Origin of the sequence: Halorubrum sp. CGM5_25_10-8B (genome assembly GCF_005435095.1) — an archaeon.
GTDB classification, from domain to species: Archaea; Halobacteriota; Halobacteria; order Halobacteriales; family Haloferacaceae; genus Halorubrum; species Halorubrum ezzemoulense.
Genome location: NZ_SGTY01000002.1, coordinates 129,265 through 150,437, shown reverse-complemented (window position 1 = coordinate 150,437; position 21,173 = coordinate 129,265). Strand labels below are relative to the sequence as shown.

The window sequence follows — 21,173 nt, the reverse complement described above, 5'->3', positions numbered from 1 at the left end:
CATGAGCACGCAAGCAATCGAGAGCCTCTCGGAGGACACGGTACGACGCATCGCCGACGAACGCGACGAGCCCGAGTGGCTCTTGGAGACCCGTCTGAGCGCGCTGGCCGCGCTGGAGACCGCGGAGCTGCCCGACGTCATCCAGACGCCGGGCCGCCGCTGGACCGACCTCGAGGCGCTGGACTTCGAGTCGCTCGTCGACCCGCTGAACCAGGCGGACGAGACCGAGCGGACCGCGGGCGACGACGAAGTCGTCGTGCTGCCGTTCACCGAGGCGCTCGCCGAGTACGGCGACGTCATCGAGGCGAACTTCGGCTCCGTCCTCGACCCCGAACACAACTATCTCACGGCGCTTTCGGTCGCGCTGTTCACCACCGGTACGTTCGTCTACGTCCCCGAGGGCGTCGACGTCGAGGACGTGACGGTGCGCGCGGAGATGAACTCCCGTTCGCTGTTCAGCCAGACGCTCGTCGTCGCCGAGGAGTCGTCGTCGGTGACGATCCTCGAGTCGATCACGTCGGGCGACGCCGACGTGAGCGGCGACCGGTACTTCTCGAACCTCGTCGAGGTCGTCGCGGGCGAGAACTCGAACGTCCAGTTCGGCTCGCTCCAGAACCTCGACGACGACGCCTACACCTACTCGCTGAAGCGCGGCGTGACCGACACGTACGCGACGGTCGACTGGATCGAGAGCAACTTCGGCTCGAAGCTCACCCGCTCCGACATCGAAACCGAGCTCGAGGGCGACGGCTCCGAGAGCCAGATCGTCGGGACGTTCTTCGGCACGGACGACCAGCACTTCGACATCAACGCCCGCGTGTGGCACCAGGCGGAGCAGACGACCGCCGACCTCGTCACCCGCGGCGTGCTCGACGACGTGGCGCGCTCCGTCTACGAGGGCGTTCAGGACGTCGGCGAGGACGCGTGGAACACCTCCAGCTACCAGCGCGAAAACACGCTGATGCTGTCGGACGACGCCGAGGCCGACGCGTCGCCGAAGCTGATCATCCACAACCACGACACCGAGGCGTCCCACTCCGCGACGGTCGGACAGGTCGACGCCGAGGACCTGTTCTACCTCGAGAGCCGCTCGATCGACTCGCGGACGGCCCGGAACATGCTCGTCGAGGGCTTCTTCGTGCCCGTCCTAGAGGAAATCGCGGTCGACGAGTTCCGCGACGACGTCGAGGAGCTCGTCTTCGAGCGGCTCCAGTAAGCCGCCGGCGCCGAACGGATTTTTTCAGCCCTGCCCGGAGTCCCGGAGCGACCGGCGAGCGAGGGGAACCGCTTAAGACCGACGACGCCCGAGTTGTTCGTATGCGAACCCGCGTATCGTGCCGTCTCGGGTGGTCGCGGTGAGCGTGAGCCAGCGGGTCGCCTCCGACGACCAACTCGCGCGGCTGCTCCAGATCGGAATCGTGCTGGAGGAGGTCGTCGAAGCGCGAGCGCATCGCCACTACCAGCAGTTGGACGCCGAACTCGACGCAGAGGTGGAGACGCTCCTCGCGGACGCGGCCGAGGAGTCGGCGGACCACCGCGAGCGGCTGGAGTCGCTCATCGACGGGCTCGGCGTCGACAGCGTCCCGTTCGACGAGATCGAGTCGCTTGTCGACGCCCGCTACGGGCGGACGCGGCCGGAGGACTTCGACGACGTGCTGTACGACCAGCTGTGCAACGAGGAGACGGCGTACAAGTTCTACGACGACCTCATCGAGGCGATCGAGGGGTCCGACGGGTCGTTCTCGGTCGACCGCGAGGAGCTGATCGCGACCCTGGCGGCGATCCGCGACGAGGAGGCCGAGGGCGTACGCGAGGTCACGGAGGTCATGGAGCGCCGATGAACCGGACAGACGAGTCGCCGACGAGCGCCGACGGAGGACAGCCGTGAACACCGCAGATCAGTACCTCAAGACGATATACGTCGTACAGGACAGCGAAGACGGACCCGCCTCGACCGGGTCGATCGCCGATGCGCTCGGCGTCAGCCCGGCCAGCGCCAACGAGATGATCGGCAAGCTCGAAGAGCGCGGGCTCGCCGAACACGAGAAGTACAAGGGCGTCAAGCTGACCGACGACGGCATCGTCCGGGCCAGGGACGCCCTCCAGACCTACTGTATCATCGAGCGGTTCCTCGCGAACGTCCTCGCGGTCGAGGACTATCAGGCCGAGGCCCGGGAGCTCGAGGCCGTCATCGACGACACGGTCGCCGAGCGGCTCGACACGATCATCGACCGGCAGCCGGAGTGTCCGGACTGCTTCGACCCGGAGTCCGACGCCTGCGCGTGTTTGGAGATCGCGCCGGGGCCGGTCGAGCCGGAACAGCAGTAAAACGGCCGCAGAAACTTCTTCAGAGGTCCTTAGACTCCGGTCGAGTACCGCAGGATACCGGCGATGCCGCCGAACGCGTCGAGCAGCTGTTCGCCCTTCTCGAAGTCCGTGGAGATGAACTTCGTGTCCGTCCCGCGCTGTTCGGCGATGGCCATCAGGTGTTCGATGACGTCCTCTCGCTCCTCGACCTCGGCCGCCTCGCCGCACTCGCTACATTCGTGGTCCGGCGTCGAGTGGCGGGCGTCGACAACCTCGTACTCCTCGTGGCCGTCGGGGCACTCGTAGACGACGACGTCGGAGCGAAGGTCCTCGGAGATGAGCAGGCGGTCCACCGATCCCATGATCAGGTTGCGGCGGGTCTGCTCGAACCCGTAGGTCGCCTCCTGCCCGGTGTTGAGCTTCTCGAAGAACTCTTCCATGTTGCGTTTGTCCTCGACGATCTCCTGGTCGGCGAGCGCCTCGCTGGCGTTGTCGACGAGGTCTTTCAGGCCGGACTCATCGGTGTAGGCCACGTCGAACTTGCCGAGCACCTTGTCCTGAAGCTCGTGGTGGAGGTAGTCGCCGTCGAGGAACTCGTCTTTGGTCGGCGAGGGACCGCCGACGAGGATGCCGTCGAGCTCGTGGCGCTTGTCGACGAACAGGTCGTTGGCCATCCCAGCGACCTCCTGATAGAAGTTGTCGATCGCTTCGAGGCGCAGGCGGGCGAATCGCTGTGCGGACTGACCCCCCTTCCGCTGTTTGCCGGGGACGAGCGAGGAGGCGGACTTGACCGCCTCGACGCGTTTCCCCTTCAGCCAGCCGACGTTCGCCTCGCGGCGGTCCAAGACGATGAGCCCGAACAGCCCGGAGTCCTCGAGCATGTGTTCGAGCGGCTCGGTGAGGAACTCCGAGTCGCAGTGGTAGCGGAACGACTCGACGGGCTGCGGGGGCGACTCCAGCGTCCGGGTGACCATGTCGGTCTGGCCGCCGCCGCTGTCGATGGCGCCCGAGAATATCACGATCCCGTTGTCCGGCGGGAAGGTGTCGTAGTAGCGCAGCCGGTCCTTGATCGACGTCAACGCGTCCTGAACGGCCGTCCGCGTCTGCTTGGACTTGATGTTGGACGCCTCGCTGTGCTCTTGGGTGACGTGCGCCACCACGTCGGAGATCTGCCTGTCCTCGGGGATGTAGATGGTGACGAGCTGGGTGCCGGAGCCCTCGTACTCCTTGAGTTCCTCGATGACCTTGCGGAACTCGTACTTCCGGCGGTCCGCGTTCGCCTCCTGTGCGTCGCTACTCATTACTCCGAATACGGTCGCGTGCGTGTAAGTAATCTTTGACCTGTCGATACGGGCGGAAGCGTCCGTCTCGGCCGCGTTTGGCGGTGGATCGCTCGGAGCCCCGCTCCGGGCGACGGAGGGCGGGATACCCTCGATTTACATCGACTCCGGCGCCTCGACGCCCAGCACGTCGAGCGCGTTCGCCATCGTGTGCTTCGCGGCCGCGACGAGCGCGAGCCGGGCGTCCCGCAGGGCCTCGGTCTCGGCGGTCACGACGGGGCACTCGCGGTAGAAGGCGTTGTACGCGTCCGCGAACTCGCGGGTGAACGTCGCGATCGTGTGCGGCTCCAAGTCGTCCGCGGCGGCCTCGATTGCGGCGGGGAAGCGCGCGACCTCGCGGAGGAGCTCGCGGGCCGCGTCGGTTTCGAGCGCGCCCGCGTCGACGTCCAAGGCGTCGGGGTCGACCTCGCCGTCGGCGTCCGCCGTCACGCCCGGCACGTCGATCCCGGCGGCGGCCGCCTCTCCGAGGATGCCGGCGCAGCGCGCGTGGACGTACTGGACGAACGGCGCCGACTGCGCCTCGAAGTCGAGCGCGTCCTCCCACTCGAAGGTGATCGCCTTCGCGGGCTGTTTGGAGACGATGTCGTACCGGACCGCGCCGATCCCGACCTGGTGGGCGATGCGCTCGACGTCCTCGTCGGTGAGGTCGTCGTCGCGGATGCGGTCGTCCATGCGCGACTCGACGGCGTCGCGAGCGCGGTCGATCGCCTCGTCCAGCAGGTCGTCGAGCATCACGCCGGTCCCCCGCCGGGTCGACATCTTCCCCTCGGGCAGGTTGACGTACGAGTAGATGACGTGGCCGAGGCGGTCGGTGTCGTTGCCGAGCAGTTCGAGGGTCGCGTCGAGCTGGTCGGCCTGGAGCTTGTGGTCCTCGCCGAGGACGGTGACGGCGCGGTCGTAGTTCGCGAACTTCCACTCGTGGTGCGCCAGGTCGCGGGTCGTGTAGAGGCTCGTGTCGTCCGAGCGGAGGAAGACGAGGTTCTTGTCGATCCCCCACTCGTCGAGCTCCAGCTGCCAGGCGTCCTCCTCGTAGACGGCGTGGTCGGTCTCTTTCAGCCGGCCCGCGATGTCGTCGGTGGATCCGTCGCGCATGAACCGCGTCTCCTTGACGAACTCGTCGAACTCCGCGGGGAGGCGGCCGAGGCACGCCTTCATTCCACCGAGGACGGCGTCGACGACCTCGCCGACGCGCTCGTACGTCTCCTCGTCGCCCGCCTCGAGCCCCTGGAGGATCGACTGGATCTCCGCCTCCGCGGCCTCGACCGCGTCGTCGTCCGCCTCCTCTAAGAAGGCGTTCCCCTTCCGGTAGTAGCGCACGAGGTCGTACTCGGCGCGGTCGCGGGCGGGCTCCGCGTCGAGGTCCGACTCGTCGAACCGCTCGTACGCCCAGGTGAACACCGCCATCTGCCGGCCCGCGTCGTTGACGTAGTAGTGGCGGTCCACGTCGTAGCCGGCGTACGCGAGGAGGTTCGCGACCGCGTCGCCGACGATGGGGTTGCGCGCGCGGCCGACGTGGACGGGGCCGGTCGGGTTCGCGCTGGTGTGTTCGACCACGACGCTCGTGTCGCGGTCGGGGAGCGCGCCGTAGTCGGCGTCGACCGCGGCCGCGTCGAGCGTGTCGGCGAGGTAGCGCTCGTTCGCGTGGAAGTTGACGTACGGCCCCGCGGTGTCGACGCTCGCGACGTAGTCCGCGTTCCCGACCGACACCGCCTCGGCGACAGTCGCCGCGACGTTCGGCGGCGCGTCGCCGACCTCGCCCGCGAGTCGGAAGGCGACGCTGGAGGCGAGCGTCGCGTCCATGTCGTCGGGCGGGCGTTCGATGCCGAGGTCGTCGGTCGGGAGGGCGAGCGAGTCGAGCGCGTCCGCGAGCGCCGCCTCGACCTCCGACCGGAACTGCCGGAACATACCGTCCGTTCGACGGGCGGGTTAAAAGGCCCTTCCGAAGCGGCGCGGCGGGCGGAGACGCGGATCGAACCGCGAGCGACACCGCCACGGGAAACCCACCGGGTTGTGCGCAACAGCCGTCCGTATCGCTCCGTTGACGCCGCCGCCTCCGGTCGGTTATCGGGACAGTTTCGGCAGTCGAGCGATCCGGTCGGCGTTCGGGACCCCCTTCGGTTCGCCTGCGGCGGGACTGAAGTGCCTCCGCGGTCCGCACCCGACCGGCGGAGTTCGTCGGAGGGGATCGCGCTACTCCACGATCTCGTCGATCAGCTCGCGCGCACTGCGCCGAACCGCCGCGTCGCTCTCGACCGACGGCTCCCACCCGAGGGCGGCGAGCTTCTCGATCGACAGCCGCATCTTCGGTACGTCGCCGGTCCAGCCGCGGTCGCCGCCGGTGTAGGCGTACTCCGGGTCGACGCCGAGCTCCTCGCTCACGATGTCGGCGATGTCGGTGACGGAGGTCGTCGTCCGCGTCCCGAGGTTGTAGACGTTGTACGCGGCGTCTGCGTTCTCGACCACGTGCCGGATGGCGTCGACACACTCCGAGACGTGCATGTACGACTTCTCCTGCCGGCCGTCGCCGAGGATCTCCAGTTCGGTCGGATCCTCGGCTAACTTCTCGATGAAGTCGGGGATCACGTTGCCGCGCTGGCGCGGGCCGACGATGTTCGCGAACCGGAACACCCACGACCGGACGCCGTAGGAGTGCGCGAACGTCGATATCAGCGCCTCGTCCGCGAGCTTCGCGGAGCCGTACATCGAGATCGGTTCGAGGGGGGCGTAGTCCTCGGGGGTCGGTCGCGGCGCCTCGCCGTACACCGTCGAGGAGGAGGTGAACGCGAAGCGGTCGACGCCGACCTCGCGCATGCGCTCCAAGACGTTGTACGTCATCTCGGTGTTCTCCTCGAACAGCGCGCGGTCGTCGTCGTAGTTCGTGTCGGTGTACGCCGCGAAGTGGAAGACGACATCGAGGTCGTCGGTGACGACGCGCGCCACGTCGTCGGGGTCGGTCATGTCCGCTTCGACGAACGCCGCGCCCTCGGGGACGCGGTCGCGGGTCCCCTTCGAGAGGTCGTCGGCGACGCGGACGGTCGCGCCGCGGTCGAGCAGGTCGGCCGCGAGGTGGCTTCCGACGAGACCGGCGCCGCCGGTGACGAGGACGCGCGAATCGGCGAGGTCCATATCGGCCCGTCGGCGGTCGCGGATAAGTAGGTGTGGAATCGCGACGAGCGGGATCGACACGGAGGCGAGGCGAACGGAACCGGGTCACGTCCGTGTCGGTCGAAGCGCCGGCCGCACCGATCCGAGCGCAGACCGCGCCGATCCGATCGTCGCCGACGGCGAGTGCCGCCGAGCAGATCGCCGGCGACGCCGTAGGGACGGCTGTGTCAGAGCGTGGTCAGAGGTTCTCGAACGCCTCGTCGACCATCTCGCCGGTGTCGGCGATGATGCCGGCCATCTCGTCGTCGTCGGGCGCCATGCCCGCGAGGCGAGCGAGACGCATGATAGAGACGTGATAGACGCGCTGCGTCCCGGGCGCTTCCTCCCAGACGACGACGTTACACGGCATGAGCGCGCCGAGCTTGTTGTCGGTCGCGTCGAGCGCCCGGTCGGCGACAGCCGGGTTACACGCGCCGAGCACGTAGTAGGGGTCGCGACCCGCGTCGACCTTCTCGTTGAGCATCTCGGACGGCGAGAACTCGACCGGGACGCCGAATCCGGCGTCGGTGAACACCTCGCGGACGTGTTCGATCGCCTCCTCGTGGCCCATCTCGAGGGTGGCCTGCTCTTCGCCGATGTCGTCCGGGTCGATCTGCGTCGGGTCGATCGGAAGCGTCATTCGTGTATCGTCTTGGGCCTACGTAACAAAGGCTCTTCGGATGTCCTACCGAGAGAGCGGAGCAGCCGTGAACTGAACCGGACTGTCGCCGACTCGACTATAGTAGTATTGTACTAATTAGGAACAACTTTAACCCACTCTGTCGCCCTATTGTCCGATACGATGACCGCGTCAGTGCGTGACGACCTCGAACGGGACTTGGGGTGTATCGACCTCCTCGAGTGTATTCACGGGCTCAACGAGCGGGATCAGGCGGTGTTTCAGGCGCTCCAAGGAGTGAACGAAGGGCTCACCGTCGACGACGTGGCGGACCGGCTGGAGTGTGAGCGGTCGACGGCGTACCGGTCGATCTCGCGGCTCGTGGACGCCGGCGTCGTCGTCCAGCGACAGGAGAACTACGATCAGGGCGGGTACTACTACGTCTACCGGCCGCGAACGCCCGAGGAGGCCGCTCGCGAGATGCAGCAGCTGCTCAACAGCTGGTACGCGACCGTCGGTCAGCTCATCCAAGAGTTCGAGGACCGGTACGGCGGCGAGGCGGACGAGCGCGGGGATCGGTCGCTCCAGCCCGGACCGTGACGCGCGGGCGACCGCGACGCTCGCCGATTAGTATTGTGCGAAATATACAAAATAAATAAATCGTTGGGGATCGAAGGGGATGGCATGGCCGAAGACACGGGAGCGACCCGGCCGCCGACGGACCCGGACGACGCTCCCGCCGAGTACGTGCGAGCCAACCGGGAGGAGCTGGTCTCGCTGGCCCTCGATCTGCTCGCGGTCGACACGTCGAACCCGCCCGGCGATACGCGCGAGATCGTCGCGGCGATCGAGCGGTTCCTCGACCCACTTCCGGTCGAGTTCGAGCGGTTCGCCGTCGACCCGGCGAAGCCGAACCTGCTCGTCCGGGTCGACGGCGCGTCCGACCGAACGCTGCTGTACAACGGACACCTCGACACCGTGCCGTTCGACGCCGGCGCGTGGACGCGCGACCCGCTCGGCGAACGCGCCGACGGCCGCGTCTACGGCCGGGGCGCGACCGACATGAAGGGCGCCGTGGCGTCGCTGCTGTTCGCGCTCCGGGCCGTCGTCGCGACCGACGCGGAGCCGCCCGTCGACCTCCTGTTCGCCTTCGTGAGCGACGAGGAGGTCGGCGGCGACGCGGGGCTCCCGGCGCTGCTCGATGCCAGAGCGCTCGACGCGAACGCGTGCGTGATCGGCGAGCCGACCTGCGAGGAGGGTCGCCGCTCCGTCACGGTCGCGGACCGGGGGAGCATCTGGCTGACGCTCGAAGCCGCCGGCGAGGCGGCGCACGGCTCTCGACCGATGCTCGGGGTCAACGCGGTCGACCGGCTCTACGGCGCCGTCGAGACGATACGCGAGCGGTTCGGCGCCGAGCGGCTGGAGATCGACGCCGAGATGGAGCCGATCGTCGAGGAGTCGGTCGAGTACTACGCCCCGTCGATGGGCGAGGCGGCCGCTCAGGACCTATTCCGGTACCCGTCGATCAACCTCGGCGTCCTCGAGGGCGGCGACGCGGTGAACGCCGTCCCGGGGTCCGCCCGCGCCGAGGTCGACGTGCGGCTGACGGCGGGCGTCCACACGCCCGACGTGCTCGCGGCCATCCGCGACTGCGTCGCCGGCTGCGAGGGAATCACGGTCGCCGACGTTTCCTGGAGCGTCGGCACCACAGAGGACCCCGCCAGCCCGCTGGTCGACGCCGTCGCGTCGACGGCGGCGGCGGTCACCGGGGACCGCGTCTTCCGTCGGAGCGCCACGGGCGGCGGCGACGCCAAGAAGCTCCGGAACGCCGGGATATCGACCGTCGAGTTCGCCCTCGGGACCGACACGCTCCACGCCCCCGACGAGTACGTCCCGGTCGACGCGCTCGTCGACAACGCGGTGGTCTACGCCCGGCTCCCCGCCGCGTGGCGCTCTCGGGTCGACTAGCTGCCCGCGGACGAGCGGGGCGACTCGGGCACGCCGATCGGCGACGGTCGAGAAAGACTTAGATAGCGGACTGGTTCACGTATGGGTATGAAGGACAAGACCGATGCGACGAGCGAGCCGCCTCGGGGGGCCGACGACGGGTCCGTGAGCGGCGGATACGGGTTCGCGGGCGGCGGGAGCGACGGACGCCGCCTTCCGGCGGACGGAACGGGAGCCGGCGCGTCGGACCCCCGCTGACGATGGAGCGGTTCCAGAACACCGGCCAGCCCGACTGGGACTGGTGGGGGAAGCTCTGGCCGACGCCGGGCGCGACGCTCCGGCAGCTCGGGGTCGAGCCCGGCCTGTCGGTGGCCGAGGTCGGCTGCGGGAGCGGCTACTTCGCGCTCCCGGCCGCCCGCATCACCGAGCCCGCGCCCGTGTACGCCGTCGACTTGGACGAGGCGCTGCTCGACGAGCTCGACGCGCTCGCCGGGCGACAGGCGATCGGGAACGTCGTCCCGGTCCACGGCGACGCCCGGGACCTGACCGGTGTCCTCCCGGAGCCGGTCGACGTGCTCGTCGTGGCGAACACCTTCCACGGCGTCGACGACCGCACCGAGTTCGTCGAGGAGACGTTCCGAGCGGTCGCGCCCGGCGGCAGCCTGGTCGTCGTCAACTGGCACGACCGGCCGCGCGAAGCGACGACCGTCGGGGGGGAGCCCCGGGGACCGCCGACGGGGCTCCGGATGGACCCCGAGGAAACGGCGGAGGCCGTCCGGGGGGCGGCGCCGTTCGAACTCGACCGGCGGGTCGATCTGCCGCCGTACCACTACGCGGTCGTGTTCGACCGGTAGCGCCGCCGACGCCCCAACCGTCAGCGACACCCCGACTGCCGCCGACGCTGACCGATCCGCGCCGAACACGAGGATTTTTAGATTGTGGAATGAGCGCACAAGACTAATACGCCACGCGCGTAACTGTCTGGTGTGAGACCCCCATGACCGACATCGAACCCGAAGAAACCGTCGACGCCAGAGGCGCAGCGTGCCCCGGCCCCCTGATGGACCTCATCGGAGCGATCCGGAGCGCGGAGTCGGGCGACGTGGTCCGGCTCCTGAGCGACAGCGACGGGTCGCTCACCGACGTTCCCGAGTGGGCCGATGAGGCTGGCAACGAACTGCTCGCCGTCGAAGAGCTCGACGAGCACAACGCGTTCTACGTGGAGAAAGCATGACCGAACGCATCGTCATCGTGGGCGGCGGGACCGGCGGATCGGTGCTCGCCAACGACCTCGCCGACCGGCTCGGTCCGGAGCTCGACGCCGGCGACGTGGAGGTCACTCTGATCAACGACGGCCCCGACCACGTGTACAAGCCGGTCTGGCTGTACGTGCCGTTCGGCAAGCGCGAACCGGCGGACGGTCGCCGCGCGCTCGACGAGCTGGTCGACGACGCGGTCGACCTCCGGATCGACCGCGTGTCCGAGATCGACACGGATTCGCAGACGCTCCGGTTCGACGGTACCGAGCCGTCGATGGAGTACGACCACCTCGTGCTGGCGACCGGGTCGACGCTGGAGCCCGAGCAGATCCCCGGGCTCGTCGAGGGCGGACACGACTACTACAGCGAGTCGGGCGCGACGGCCCTTCGAGAGGAGCTGCTGGAGTTCACCGAGGGCGAGCTCGTCTTGAGCGTCATCGGGACGCCCCACATGTGTCCCGCGGCGCCGCTGGAGTTCGTCTTCATGACCGACGACTGGTTCCGCGAGCGCGGCCTGCGCGAGGACGTCGAGGTCACCTACACGTACCCGATCCAGCGCGTTCACGGGAATCCCCACATCGCCGAGTGGGCCCGTCCCATCATGGAGGACCGGGACATCAACGTGGAGACGTTCTTCAACGCCGAGTCTGTCGACCCCGACGCGGAGACCATCACGTCGATGGAGGGGACCGAGCTCGACTACGACCTCCTCGTCTCGATTCCGCCTCACGGCGGCGTCGACCTGATCGAGGAGGCCGGCCTCGGCGACGACGGCTGGGTCGACGTGGACAAGCACACGCTGGAGGCGGCGGCCGCGGACAACGTCTACGCGCTCGGCGACACCGCCGACACGGGCGTCCCGAACGCGGGCAGCGTCGCGCACTACCAGGCCGGCGTCGTCGGCCAGCGCCTCGCCAGCGAGGTCCGAGGCCGCCCCGCGACGGCGACGTACGACGGGAAGACCCTGTGCTTCATCGAGACCGGGATGGACGCTGCCTCGTTCGTCGAGTTCGACTACGAGCGCCCGCCGTCGCCCGCGCCGCCCTCGGAGAAGCTCCACTGGTCGAAGCTGGCGTACAACGAGTCCTACTGGCTCACCGCGCGAGGGTTGCTCTGACCATGTCCGAGACGCACGAACCCGAGCCGGACGACCTCGAAGCGGCCATCGCGGAGAACCCGGAGGCGGTCGCCGAGCTCGTCGAGCGGCTCGACGCGGTCAACGAGCTGTTGGACGTGCTCTCGCTGGGCGAGGGCGCGCTCTCAGACGAGATGGTCCGCGAGCTCTCGGCCACGGGGTCGACGCTCGCGGAGTCCGCCGACGGCCTGGCGACCGACGAGACCGTGGCGCTGGCCGAGGCGGTCGGCGAGAACGGCGACGAGCTGCGGGAGGCGCTCGACACGCTGCTCACGCTCCAGCGGAGCGGCACGCTCGACGAGCTGGCCGAGGTCGCGGAGGTCGGGTCGCTGGCGACCGCGGCCCTCGACGACGAGATGGTCGCGTCGCTGGCCGGGACCGGCGCCGCGCTCGGCGAGGTGGCGCAGACCGCGGCCGACGACGACACCCGCGAGGGCGTCGAGACGCTGCTGAAGGGGGTCGGCGAGGCGGAGCGCGACCCGCCGGATCGGGTCGGGGCCGTCGGGCTGATCCGCGGGGTGCGCGACCCGGACGTCCAGTACGGGCTGGGCTACCTGCTGGCGGTGGCGGGCGCGATCGGCCGCGAGCGCGCCGGGCGCGAGCGGAGCGAGGGATCGCGCTAGCGGGGGCGACGCGCCGTTCCGCGGCGCGAGCGGGCGGAGTCGGTCGTGGTCACTACTTGTTTTTGCGTTGTATCGAGGGTGTCTGGAGCGACGACGCCGGCGACGGCGCGGGCAAAACAGAACCGGGGGCTCGTTCCGCGGCGGTCAGACGAGCAGTTGGATGTCCGCCTCGGCCATGTCCTGAAGCGCGGTGGCGGCGCCGACGCCCGTGGTGACGCCGTCGTAGAAGTTGTCCTCGTCGTAGTCCATCAGGTCGATGGTCATCTGACAGGCCTGGAACTCCACGCCCATGTCGAGGCTCGTTTCGAGGAGCTCCTCGATCGTGGCGGTGTCGTTGTCCGAGATCCGGCGCTCCATCATCTTCGTCGTGACGCGGTCCATCCCGGGGAGCGCGGCGACGGCGTTCGGCACGGGCATGTTGGGGTTGCCGACGGAGCTGAGCTGGAGGTTCTTCGACCGCTCCTCGTGGAGGATGTCGAGCCCCCAGAACGTGTGGAAGACGGTCACCTCGTAGCCGAACGCGGCAGCGGTGCTGGCGAGGATGAGCGGCGGGTACGCCATGTCGAGCGTCCCCTTGGTGGCGATGATGCTCATCTTCTTGCCGCCGTCGTCGGCGGTGGCCTCGGCGAGCGCCTCCTCGAGCTCGTCGACGCGCGCGGCCAATTCCGCGCGGGAGGGCGCGTCGTCGGTCGGCGCGTCGTCGGCCGACGCGTCGGGTGTGTCCGTGCTCATCGTTACTCCGTCTTGCGGACGTAGTGTTTGTACACGTCGTCGCCTTCCGTCTGGTCGAGGAGCTCGACGCCCTCGGTGCCGTCGGCCCAGCCGTCGAGGTCGCTCATGCTTCCGGGGTCGGTCGCCAGCACTTCGAGGACCTCGCCCGCGTCGAGGCCGTCGACGGCGGACTTCGTCTTCACTACCGGCATGGGGCACGATGCGCCTTTCACGTCGAGCGTCTCCGCGATGTCGAATTCAGCACTCATTGTGTATCTGCTCCGGTGTCTGTATTGGAGCTAGCGCACAATACCCCCCGGTGAAGTAAAACTGTGTCGGTTCTTGGGAATTCTCCCAACTACTGTATAAAGTGAAACCTGTTTAGCCGCCGCATAAGCCCCTGAGTACAACAGTAGAAGATACGGACCGGATTCTATTGAATATAGTATTGCTTAGAAAAGGAAATACTATGAAAATGCTTTTGTGCGTCGACCCGGTATGAACGACTGCGAAACATGAATGCCGACGACTTCCCGACTCCGGACGTCGACGTCGACTCCGTCGACCCGGAATCGCTCAAAGACCGAATCGACGCCGGCGAAGACGTCACGATCCTCGACGCGCGCATGCAGTCGGACTACGAGGAGTGGCGCATCGACGGCGAGAACGTCACGTCGATCAACGTCCCGTACTTCGAGTTCCTCGAAGACGAGATCGACGACGACGTTCTCGACCGGATCCCCGACGACCGCGAGGTGACCGTCCTCTGCGCGAAGGGCGGCGCCAGCGAGTACGTCGCGGGCACGCTCACGGAGCGCGGCTACGACGTCGACCACCTCGAAGACGGGATGAACGGCTGGGCGAGCATCTACGAGGCCGTCGAGGTCGACCGCTACGACGGCGCCGGCACGCTCCTCCAGTACCAGCGCCCCTCCTCGGGCTGTCTCGGCTACCTCCTCTACGACGACGGGGAGGCCGCGATCATCGACCCGCTGCGGGCGTTCACCGACCGCTACCTCGACGACGCCGACGAGCTCGGCGTCGAACTGAACTACGCCCTCGACACGCACGTCCACGCCGACCACATCTCGGGCGTGCGCGACCTCGACGCCGCGGGCGTCGAAGGCGTCATCCCCGAGGCCGCGGTCGACCGCGGCGTCACGTACGCCGACGAGCTGACCACGGCCGCCGACGGCGACACGTTCGCGGTCGGCGACGCCACCGTCGAGACCGTCTACACTCCCGGCCACACGACCGGGATGACCTCCTACCTCGTGGACGAGAGCCTGCTCGCGACCGGCGACGGGCTGTTCATCGAGAGCGTCGCCCGCCCCGACCTCGAGGAGGGCGACGAGGGCGCCCCTGACGCCGCGCGCCTGCTGTACGAGTCACTTCAGGAGCAGGTGCTGACGCTGCCCGACGACACGCTCATCGGCGGCGCGCACTTCAGCGACGCGGCCGTCGCGGCCGACGACGGCACCTACACGGCGCCGATCGGCGAGCTCGTCGAGGAGATGGACGCGCTCACGATGGACGAGCAGGCGTTCGTCGACCTGATCCTCTCGGACATGCCGCCGCGCCCGGCCAACTACGAGGACATCATCGCGACGAACCTCGGACAGAACGCCGTCGACGACGACGAGGCGTTCACCCTGGAGCTCGGGCCGAACAACTGCGCCGCCAGTCAGGACTCGCTCGCGGGTGACTGACGACGCCGATGGTCGCTGACCCAGTACTGCTGCAGGCGGTCGCCGAGCTGTTCCCGAACGGGGTCAGCCGGTACGCCGTCGGCGGACTGCTCGTCGGTCTCGGGACCGTCGTCATCTACGTCGGAACGGGTATCCCGGCCGGGGCGAGCACGTTCCTGGAGTCGACGCTGTCGTACGTCTCCGGCCAGTCCCGGTTCCGGCGGTACGTCGGATCGCGGGACTGGCGGCTCGTGTTCACCGCCGGCATCATCCTCGGCGGGCTCGCGTTCGCCGCGACGTTCCAGTCGGAGCTAGTCACGAGCCCGCTCTACGAGCCCGGGACGACCGGCACGCTGTACGAGGTCGCCGGCGTGACGCTCTGGGCGACCGACGTCCAGCCGTGGCGGCTGTTCTTCGGCGGGATCCTCGTCGGGATCGGCACCCGCATCGGGAAGGGGTGTACGTCCGGCCACGGGGTCTGCGGCGTCGGATCGGCGTCGAAGACGTCGCTGGTCGGCGTCGCGACGTTCCTCGCCGTGGCGATCGGGACCGCCCAGGTCGTCGCCGCGCTGGGGGTGAGTCCGTAGATGGCGGACCGACATCCGCTGTTCAAGCCGCTGATCTTCGTCGGCGGCCTGATCTTCGGGTTCGGACTCGGGTTCAGCCACATGGCGCGGCCGGAGGTCGTGCTGAACTTCCTCACATTCGAGGACCTCGGCCTCCCGTTCGTCATGTTCGGGGCCGCGATCGTCTCCGGGATCGCGTTCGCGCTGCTGCCGCGCATCCGCGACGCCGCGCCGCTCACCGGGGCTCCCTACGAGCGCCGGCTGAAGCCGTTCGACCGGAACGTCCTCGTCGGCGGCGCCGTCTTCGGCGTCGGCTGGGGGCTCTCTGGCATCTGTCCGGGCGCGGCGTACGCGAGCCTCGGGGTCGGTAACGTCACCATCCTCTGGGCGCTCGGCGGAATGTTCGTCGGCGCGTACGCGCAGGGGTACTGGCGGAGCCGGAGCGGAGCCCGCGACGCCGCCGCGGCGGGCGCGGACTAACGCACCGGCTCCATGGACCCCGCTCTCATCGCCCTCTCCGTCGGCGCGGCGCTCGCGAGCCTGTTCATGGCGTGGGTGATCGGCGCCGGGTCGAGCGGCGCGACCCCGTTCGCGCCCGCCGTCGGCGCGAACGCCATCGGAACGATGCGCGCGGCCCTGCTGGTCGGCGTCTTCGGCTTTGCCGGCGCCGTCACGCAGGGCGGGAACGTCTCTGAGGCCGTCGGGAGCGGCCTCGTTGGCGGGATCAGCCTGCCCGTCGCCGGCGTCATCCTCGTGCTCGTGCTGGGCGCGGGGCTGATGGCGGTGGGCATCACCACCGGGATTCCGATCGCGACCGCGTTCACCGTGACCGGCGCCGTCATCGGCGTCGGGCTCGCGCTCGGCGGGACGCCGGTCTGGGCGAAGTACCAACAGATCGGCGCCGTCTGGCTCCTGACGCCGTTCATCGGCGGCGGCATCGCGTTCGCCATCGCCAGCGTCCTCCCGCGACCCGGGGCGCCCGAGCGGTACAGCGTCCCGGTCCTCGCCGGGCTGGTTGGGAGCGTCCTCGTGAACGTCCGGTTCAGTTTCCTCGGCGAGGGGACCGCGCCCGGGACCGTCCGCGGTCTCGGACAGCGGACCCTGTCGCTCGACGGGACCGCGTCGGCGGTCGCGATCACCGGCCTCGCGGCGCTGGCCGTCGCGGCCGTCGTCTGGTGGGACGTGAGCCGCGACGAGCAGGGCGGGCTGCGGCGCGTGCTGCTCGCGCTCGGGTCGCTCGTCGCGTTCTCCGCGGGCGGGAGTCAGGTCGGGCTCGCGGTCGGACCGCTCCTACCACTGCTCGACGAGGTGGGAATGGTGTCGGCCACCGCCGTCCTCGTCGGCGGCGGGCTCGGGATGCTGGTCGGCTCGTGGACCGGCGCGCCCCGGATGATAAAGTCGCTGGCGCAGGACTACTCGTCGCTCGGGCCGCGCCGCTCCATCTCGGCACTCGTCCCGTCGTTCCTGATCGCGCAGCTGGCCGTGCTGCTCGGCGTGCCGGTCTCGTTCAACGAGATCGTCGTGAGCGCGATCATCGGGAGCGGCGCGGCCGTCGGCGGTCGGGAGGCCGTCGACGCGGAGAAGATCCTCACGACCGTGGGGGCGTGGGCCGGCTCGTTCGGCCTCTCGTTCGCGCTCGCGTACGCGGCCGCCGCGCTCGTCTTGTGATCGGCGCGCGCCGCGGCGTCGCCTACTCTTAAACCGCCCGAGGCGGCGGGACGAGGAAGACGTTGCCCGTCGCCCGCGTGACGATCTCCTCCGAGACGCTGCCCAGCAGGAGCCGCCGGATCCGGCTCCGCCCCTTCGACCCGACGAGGACCGTCGACGGAGTGACCTCGGCCTCGACGGCGAGGATCTCCTCGGCGGGGTCGCCGCGGCGGACCTCGGTCCGCGTCTCGATCCCCCAGCCCTCCAGCGTGCTCGCCCGCTCTGCCAGCCGCTCCGCGGGACCGCCGCCGGCGTCCGGCCCGTCGTCCTTCGGCGACCGGACGTGGACGAGCGTCGCCTCCTCGGTCGCGCGACGGAGGTACGAGAAGGCGTCGAACGCCCGGTCGGCGTGCTCAGAGAAGTCTGTCGCGAAGAGGACGTGCCGGAAGAGGTGTTCGCGGAGGACATCGGGGTCGTCGGCCGCCCGCTCGACGCGGTTGACCAGCAGCGGGACGACGGTGGTCCGGGCGAGGTTGCGGGCGGTCGAGCCGACGACCCGGTTCTCCAGCGGGCTCTGTCCGCGCGAACCCACGATCGTCAGGTCGGCGTGAACGGTCTCCGCGATGCCGTTGAGGCGGCGGTACGGGGTCCCGCGAACGACGTGCGTCTCGACGTCGAACCCCGCGGCCTCGATCACCTCGCGGTACCTGTCGAGCCCCCGCCGCCGGCGCTCCTCGAAGTCGACGCCGGGCATGCCGGGGTGGACGTTCGCCGAGACGACCGTGACGAGGTGGACCGTCCGGACGCCGATTCGGTCCAGGCAGCCGAGGCAGGTCTCGTTCTCGATCGTCGCCTCGCTGGCGGCCGACAGGTCGGTTGCGCACAGGGCCCTCATGTCGATCCCTTCGGCGGGCGGCGACAACACGATTTTGTTCGTCGTTTGATACTTCAGCGAGCGCGAGCGCGTAGCCGGCGCTCGGGCCGACGGAGGCGCCGTATTATCTCTGTAAGTTATCGGTACTCCCGCCGAGGTTACCGGGATATAGTATTGTACATCAAGCCCAAAACCGTTATAGGCACGAAGCGGATAGTGGACACCGAGCAGAAATGTGCCAAGACCGAATTTCCGCGTTCGGAAGCCGGAGGACGAATAGATGGCTGGACTAGAGATACCCTCGTGGGACCCAGAGACGGTCCTACTCATCGGCACGATTCTCCTGGAAGCGTTCGTGTTGTACGTGGGGTACGGCGGCCTCGAACGGCTCGTCGGGCCCTATCTGATGCGGCTCTTGGTCGGGGGTGACGCCAGTGCTCGGTAACTTCCTCGGCGGCCTCGGCATCTTCGAGACGAGCCCCGAGATGTTGGCGCTGTTCGTCGGGTTCGGCCTCGTCGTCGGGGTGCTGTTCGGGTTCTTCGGCATGGGCGGGTCGTTCCTCGTCACCCCGGCCCTCCTAATGCTAGACTACCCGGCCTCCGTCGCCGTCGGGAGCGGGATGGCGTTCGTCTTCGGAACGGCCGTCATCGCGACGCTGAAACACCACGACCTCGGGCAGGTGGACTACAAGCTCGGGGTGATCATGATCACCGGGACGACCATCGGCATCGAGGCCGGGCGCGCCAGCGTCTACTACCTCGAATCGATGGGGCTCGCCGGCGGCGTCATCAGCGTCGCCTACGTTGTCCTGCTCGGCGGCGTCGGCGCGATGGTCACGCGCGACGCCCTCAAGGGCGACGACGACGGCGGCGTCGACCACGAGGCCGCCGACAAGGACCTCGACGAGTACGAGATCCCCGACGTCGCCAAGAAGATCCAACGGACCGTTCGGATCCCGCCGATGGTGACGCTCCGCGGCGACGTCACCGTCTCCGTGTGGGTCATCACGGCCGTCGCCTTCTCGACCGGCGTCCTGTCCGGGTTCCTCGGCGTAGGCGGCGGCTTCATCCGGATGCCCGCGATGATCTACGCGATCGGCGTCCCGGTGCCCGTCGCCGTCGGGACCGACCTCTTCGAGATCGTCTTCTCCGGCGGGCTCGGGAGCTACCTCTACGGACAGGACGGCGGCGTGAGCCTCGGCATCGTCGCCCCGCTGCTGTTCGGGAGCGCGCTCGGCGCGCGCGTCGGCTCCGCCGCGACCGCCGTCGTCGACTCCGACGAGATCAAGGTGTACTTCGGCGGGATGCTGCTCGTCGGCGCCCTCGCCGTGGGCATCGGCGAAGTGGGCTCGTACATCGGCAGCTCGACGCTCGAACTGCTCGGACTGGTGCTTACCATCGGCGCGGCGGTCGTCGTCGCCTTCGCGGTCCTCTACACGACGATCAGCTCGCTCCGCGTGACGCGTCAACAGCAGACGTCTGCCGCGGACTGACCCGTTTTTCTCCAGTCCACGGCCGCGGTATTGTTAGTTTCTTTCAACACTATCGAGAGCGACCGGTCTCTCGGACCGACGGGAGCGGCGGCGACCGCCGCATCTGGTGGCGGCGACCCGGCGCGGACCGCCACATCCGAGGACGGTGACCGCGACCCTCACAGCCCTTCTTCGCCGCCCTCCTGCGTGAGGAGGACGACCATCGAGAGCCCGGAGATGAGGAGGAGGATGAGCGTCGGCACCACGGCGTACTGGTAGAGCGCGGTCGACTGTGCGCGCCAGATCTGCGTGACGATCGTGTCGAACCCCGTGGGGCGGAGCACCAGCGTGACCGGTAGCTCCTTCATCGTCGTGAGGAACACGAGCGCGGCCCCGGCGACGATCCCCGAGCGCGTGAGCGGGAACGTGACGCGCTTGAACGCGCCGGTCGGCGACTCCCCGAGCGTCCGCCCGGCCTCGACGAGCCGCGGGTCGACCTGGAGGATCGACGTGCGGGCCGAGCCGACCGCCTGGGGGAGGAAGCGGACGACGTAGGCGAACACCAGCAGGGGGAGCGTCTGGTAGAGCCACGGGACGTAGCCGGAGCCGAAGTACACCAGCGCGAGCGCCAACACGATGCCCGGCACCGCGAACCCGACGTACGTCGCGCGCTCGAAGACGACCGCGAGCGGCGAGTCGTGGTTCGCGGCAAAGTACGCGATCGGGAGGGCGGCCAGCGCGGCGACGACCGCCGCGGCCGCCGAGACGGACACCGAGTTGAGCACCTGTATCGGCTCGAACGCGAGCGAGGGGCGGCGGCCGGCCTCCGAGCGAACGAGCCACAGCCCGAGGATCCACAGCGGGACCAAGAGCGCAAACGCGGACACGCCGGCCGGGAGCAGCGTCGCCGGCCACCGCAGCCACCCGAGCGACACCCGGTCGTCGGTGCGGCCCGCGTCGTCGCCGCTCGTGTCGCGGTCCGAGCGGACGGCCCACTCCAGCGCGAGCACGAGGACCACCACGACGAGCAGCTGGAGCGACAGCAGCGCCGCGTAGTCGCGTCCGAACGCGTTGTACTCGACGTAGATCTGGCGGGTGAACACCGGGAGCCGCATGATCGACGGCGTCCCGAAGTCCGAGACCGCGTACAGCGCGGCGAGCAGCGACCCGGCGGCGATCGCCGGCCGAATAGTCGGGAGGGTCACGCGGCGGAACGCCGCGAGCCGCCCGTGGTTCAGCGTCCGGGCGGCCTCCAGCAGCGTCGTGTCGAACGACAGCAGCGCGGCCCGGGTCGTCAGGTAGACGTACGGGTAGGTGTACAGCGTGATGACGAGGATCGACCCGGAGAGGCCGCCGATCTCGGGGACGCGCTGGACGCCGAGCGGCGCGAGGACCTCGTGGAACTCGCCCTGCGGGCCGAACGCGGAGACGAACGAGAAGGCTCCCACGTAGCTCGGGACGACGAGCGGAAGGGCGGCCGCGACCGACCAGAAGCGACGGAAGGGGAGGTCGGTCCGGGCGGTGAGGTACGCGAGCGGCACGCCGATCGCGACCGAGAGGCCGGTGACGCCCGCCATCAAGAGGAGGCTGTTGACGAGGACCTCCGCGGTGCCGGCGCTGAAGAGGAGGTCCGTCGCGCGCCCGCGGTCGACGGCGATCGCCTCGATGACGAGCCACGCCAGCGGGAACACGAGCGTGGCGGCGATCGCCGCGCACAGCAGCGTGAGCCCGATCGGCAGCCTGTCGTCGCCGTCGGTCAAGCGGTCGCGGAGCCGGTTTCGCAGGGTCATTGTACGGGGCAGAGTCTCTGTCCGAGCGTGGTCGCGGCCGGCGTTAGGGGT

General features: G+C 69.1%; 24 protein-coding genes. 16 read left to right on the top strand and 8 right to left on the bottom strand.

Annotation, left to right across the window (positions count from 1 at the left end; translation table 11 throughout):
• The first annotated feature begins 1 nt into the window (after window position 1).
• The 3 genes from sufD to EXE51_RS02305 all read left to right on the top strand — a co-directional run bounded on the left by sufD (window position 2) and on the right by EXE51_RS02305 (window position 2,328).
• Complete coding sequence (gene sufD, locus EXE51_RS02315) at window positions 2-1,216, top strand: Fe-S cluster assembly protein SufD (protein ID WP_137691962.1); 1,215 nt, start codon at window positions 2-4, stop codon at window positions 1,214-1,216.
• A 139-nt stretch (window positions 1,217-1,355) separates the two neighbouring features.
• A complete protein-coding gene (locus tag EXE51_RS02310; protein ID WP_049932324.1) occupies window positions 1,356-1,841 on the top strand; it encodes a rubrerythrin in 486 nt (161 codons plus the stop codon).
• Window positions 1,842-1,884: 43 nt separating this feature from the next.
• The gene (locus EXE51_RS02305; protein ID WP_049932320.1) at window positions 1,885-2,328 is read left to right on the top strand and encodes a metal-dependent transcriptional regulator; all 444 of its coding nucleotides are present in this window, start codon (window positions 1,885-1,887) and stop codon (window positions 2,326-2,328) included.
• Window positions 2,329-2,357: 29 nt separating this feature from the next.
• Here the strand turns inward: EXE51_RS02305 and prf1 are convergent, their stop codons facing one another.
• From prf1 to EXE51_RS02285, 4 genes are all read right to left on the bottom strand, one after another.
• Window positions 2,358-3,608 (bottom strand): peptide chain release factor aRF-1, encoded by a 1,251-nt coding sequence (gene prf1, locus EXE51_RS02300; RefSeq protein ID WP_089308649.1) that lies wholly within the window; start codon window positions 3,606-3,608, stop codon window positions 2,358-2,360.
• 135 nt (window positions 3,609-3,743) lie between these two features.
• Window positions 3,744-5,552, bottom strand: a complete 1,809-nt coding sequence (gene argS, locus EXE51_RS02295) for an arginine--tRNA ligase (protein ID WP_089308650.1) — start codon at window positions 5,550-5,552, stop codon at window positions 3,744-3,746.
• 285 nt (window positions 5,553-5,837) lie between these two features.
• On the bottom strand, window positions 5,838-6,773 hold the full coding sequence (locus EXE51_RS02290) for an NAD-dependent epimerase/dehydratase family protein (protein ID WP_086220086.1): 936 nt from the start codon (window positions 6,771-6,773) through the stop codon (window positions 5,838-5,840).
• Between the two features lie 217 nt (window positions 6,774-6,990).
• Window positions 6,991-7,431 (bottom strand): DUF302 domain-containing protein, encoded by a 441-nt coding sequence (locus EXE51_RS02285; protein ID WP_049932310.1) that lies wholly within the window; start codon window positions 7,429-7,431, stop codon window positions 6,991-6,993.
• Window positions 7,432-7,593: 162 nt separating this feature from the next.
• On the opposite strand from EXE51_RS02285, the gene EXE51_RS02280 reads away from it, so the two are divergent.
• The 7 genes from EXE51_RS02280 to EXE51_RS02255 all read left to right on the top strand — a co-directional run bounded on the left by EXE51_RS02280 (window position 7,594) and on the right by EXE51_RS02255 (window position 12,374).
• A complete protein-coding gene (locus tag EXE51_RS02280) occupies window positions 7,594-8,010 on the top strand; it encodes a helix-turn-helix domain-containing protein (protein WP_049932308.1) in 417 nt (138 codons plus the stop codon).
• 84 nt (window positions 8,011-8,094) lie between these two features.
• A complete protein-coding gene (locus EXE51_RS02275) occupies window positions 8,095-9,378 on the top strand; it encodes a M20 family metallopeptidase (protein WP_137691961.1) in 1,284 nt (427 codons plus the stop codon).
• An 87-nt stretch (window positions 9,379-9,465) separates the two neighbouring features.
• Window positions 9,466-9,615: a hypothetical protein gene (locus tag EXE51_RS17460; protein ID WP_158413872.1), complete on the top strand. Its 150-nt coding sequence runs from the start codon at window positions 9,466-9,468 to the stop codon at window positions 9,613-9,615.
• Between the two features lie 2 nt (window positions 9,616-9,617).
• Window positions 9,618-10,211, top strand: coding sequence for a class I SAM-dependent methyltransferase (locus EXE51_RS02270; RefSeq protein WP_094583387.1), 594 nt, complete (start codon window positions 9,618-9,620; stop codon window positions 10,209-10,211).
• 143 nt (window positions 10,212-10,354) lie between these two features.
• On the top strand, window positions 10,355-10,591 hold the full coding sequence (locus tag EXE51_RS02265; RefSeq protein WP_086216166.1) for a sulfurtransferase TusA family protein: 237 nt from the start codon (window positions 10,355-10,357) through the stop codon (window positions 10,589-10,591).
• A complete protein-coding gene (locus tag EXE51_RS02260; protein ID WP_137691960.1) occupies window positions 10,588-11,733 on the top strand; it encodes an NAD(P)/FAD-dependent oxidoreductase in 1,146 nt (381 codons plus the stop codon). The genes EXE51_RS02265 and EXE51_RS02260 overlap by 4 nt, the downstream gene beginning before the upstream one ends.
• A 2-nt stretch (window positions 11,734-11,735) precedes the next feature.
• Window positions 11,736-12,374, top strand: a complete 639-nt coding sequence (locus EXE51_RS02255) for a DUF1641 domain-containing protein (RefSeq protein WP_049932297.1) — start codon at window positions 11,736-11,738, stop codon at window positions 12,372-12,374.
• A gap of 144 nt (window positions 12,375-12,518) precedes the next feature.
• Here the strand turns inward: EXE51_RS02255 and EXE51_RS02250 are convergent, their stop codons facing one another.
• Together EXE51_RS02250 and EXE51_RS02245 are read right to left on the bottom strand one after the other, a co-directional pair.
• On the bottom strand, window positions 12,519-13,106 hold the full coding sequence (locus tag EXE51_RS02250) for a DsrE/DsrF/DrsH-like family protein (protein WP_086220080.1): 588 nt from the start codon (window positions 13,104-13,106) through the stop codon (window positions 12,519-12,521).
• Between the two features lie 2 nt (window positions 13,107-13,108).
• A complete protein-coding gene (locus tag EXE51_RS02245; RefSeq protein WP_049932293.1) occupies window positions 13,109-13,354 on the bottom strand; it encodes a sulfurtransferase TusA family protein in 246 nt (81 codons plus the stop codon).
• 246 nt (window positions 13,355-13,600) lie between these two features.
• On the opposite strand from EXE51_RS02245, the gene EXE51_RS02240 reads away from it, so the two are divergent.
• From EXE51_RS02240 to EXE51_RS02225, 4 genes are read left to right on the top strand one after another with little or no spacing between them, the layout of a single operon-like run.
• Window positions 13,601-14,794 (top strand): MBL fold metallo-hydrolase, encoded by a 1,194-nt coding sequence (locus tag EXE51_RS02240; protein ID WP_137691959.1) that lies wholly within the window; start codon window positions 13,601-13,603, stop codon window positions 14,792-14,794.
• Window positions 14,795-14,802: 8 nt separating this feature from the next.
• Window positions 14,803-15,360 (top strand): YeeE/YedE family protein, encoded by a 558-nt coding sequence (locus EXE51_RS02235; protein ID WP_137691958.1) that lies wholly within the window; start codon window positions 14,803-14,805, stop codon window positions 15,358-15,360.
• Window positions 15,361-15,819 (top strand): YeeE/YedE family protein, encoded by a 459-nt coding sequence (locus tag EXE51_RS02230; RefSeq protein ID WP_049932289.1) that lies wholly within the window; start codon window positions 15,361-15,363, stop codon window positions 15,817-15,819. It begins immediately after the preceding gene.
• Between the two features lie 12 nt (window positions 15,820-15,831).
• A complete protein-coding gene (locus tag EXE51_RS02225) occupies window positions 15,832-17,007 on the top strand; it encodes an inorganic phosphate transporter (RefSeq protein WP_049932287.1) in 1,176 nt (391 codons plus the stop codon).
• Between the two features lie 28 nt (window positions 17,008-17,035).
• Here the strand turns inward: EXE51_RS02225 and EXE51_RS02220 are convergent, their stop codons facing one another.
• Window positions 17,036-17,881: a universal stress protein gene (locus EXE51_RS02220; RefSeq protein ID WP_049932286.1), complete on the bottom strand. Its 846-nt coding sequence runs from the start codon at window positions 17,879-17,881 to the stop codon at window positions 17,036-17,038.
• Between the two features lie 259 nt (window positions 17,882-18,140).
• Here EXE51_RS02220 and EXE51_RS17645 point away from each other — a divergent pair, with 259 nt between their 5' ends.
• Both EXE51_RS17645 and EXE51_RS02215 read left to right on the top strand, forming a co-directional pair.
• Complete coding sequence (locus EXE51_RS17645) at window positions 18,141-18,305, top strand: hypothetical protein (protein ID WP_167373091.1); 165 nt, start codon at window positions 18,141-18,143, stop codon at window positions 18,303-18,305.
• Complete coding sequence (locus tag EXE51_RS02215) at window positions 18,295-19,353, top strand: sulfite exporter TauE/SafE family protein (RefSeq protein WP_394334817.1); 1,059 nt, start codon at window positions 18,295-18,297, stop codon at window positions 19,351-19,353. Before EXE51_RS17645 ends, EXE51_RS02215 begins: the two co-directional genes overlap by 11 nt.
• 158 nt (window positions 19,354-19,511) lie before the next feature.
• On the opposite strand, the gene EXE51_RS02210 is transcribed toward EXE51_RS02215, so the two are convergent.
• Window positions 19,512-21,122 carry an iron ABC transporter permease gene (locus EXE51_RS02210; protein WP_049932282.1) on the bottom strand — a complete coding sequence of 537 codons (1,611 nt, stop codon included), beginning with the start codon at window positions 21,120-21,122 and terminating at the stop codon, window positions 19,512-19,514.
• Between the last annotated feature and the right edge of the window lie 51 nt (window positions 21,123-21,173).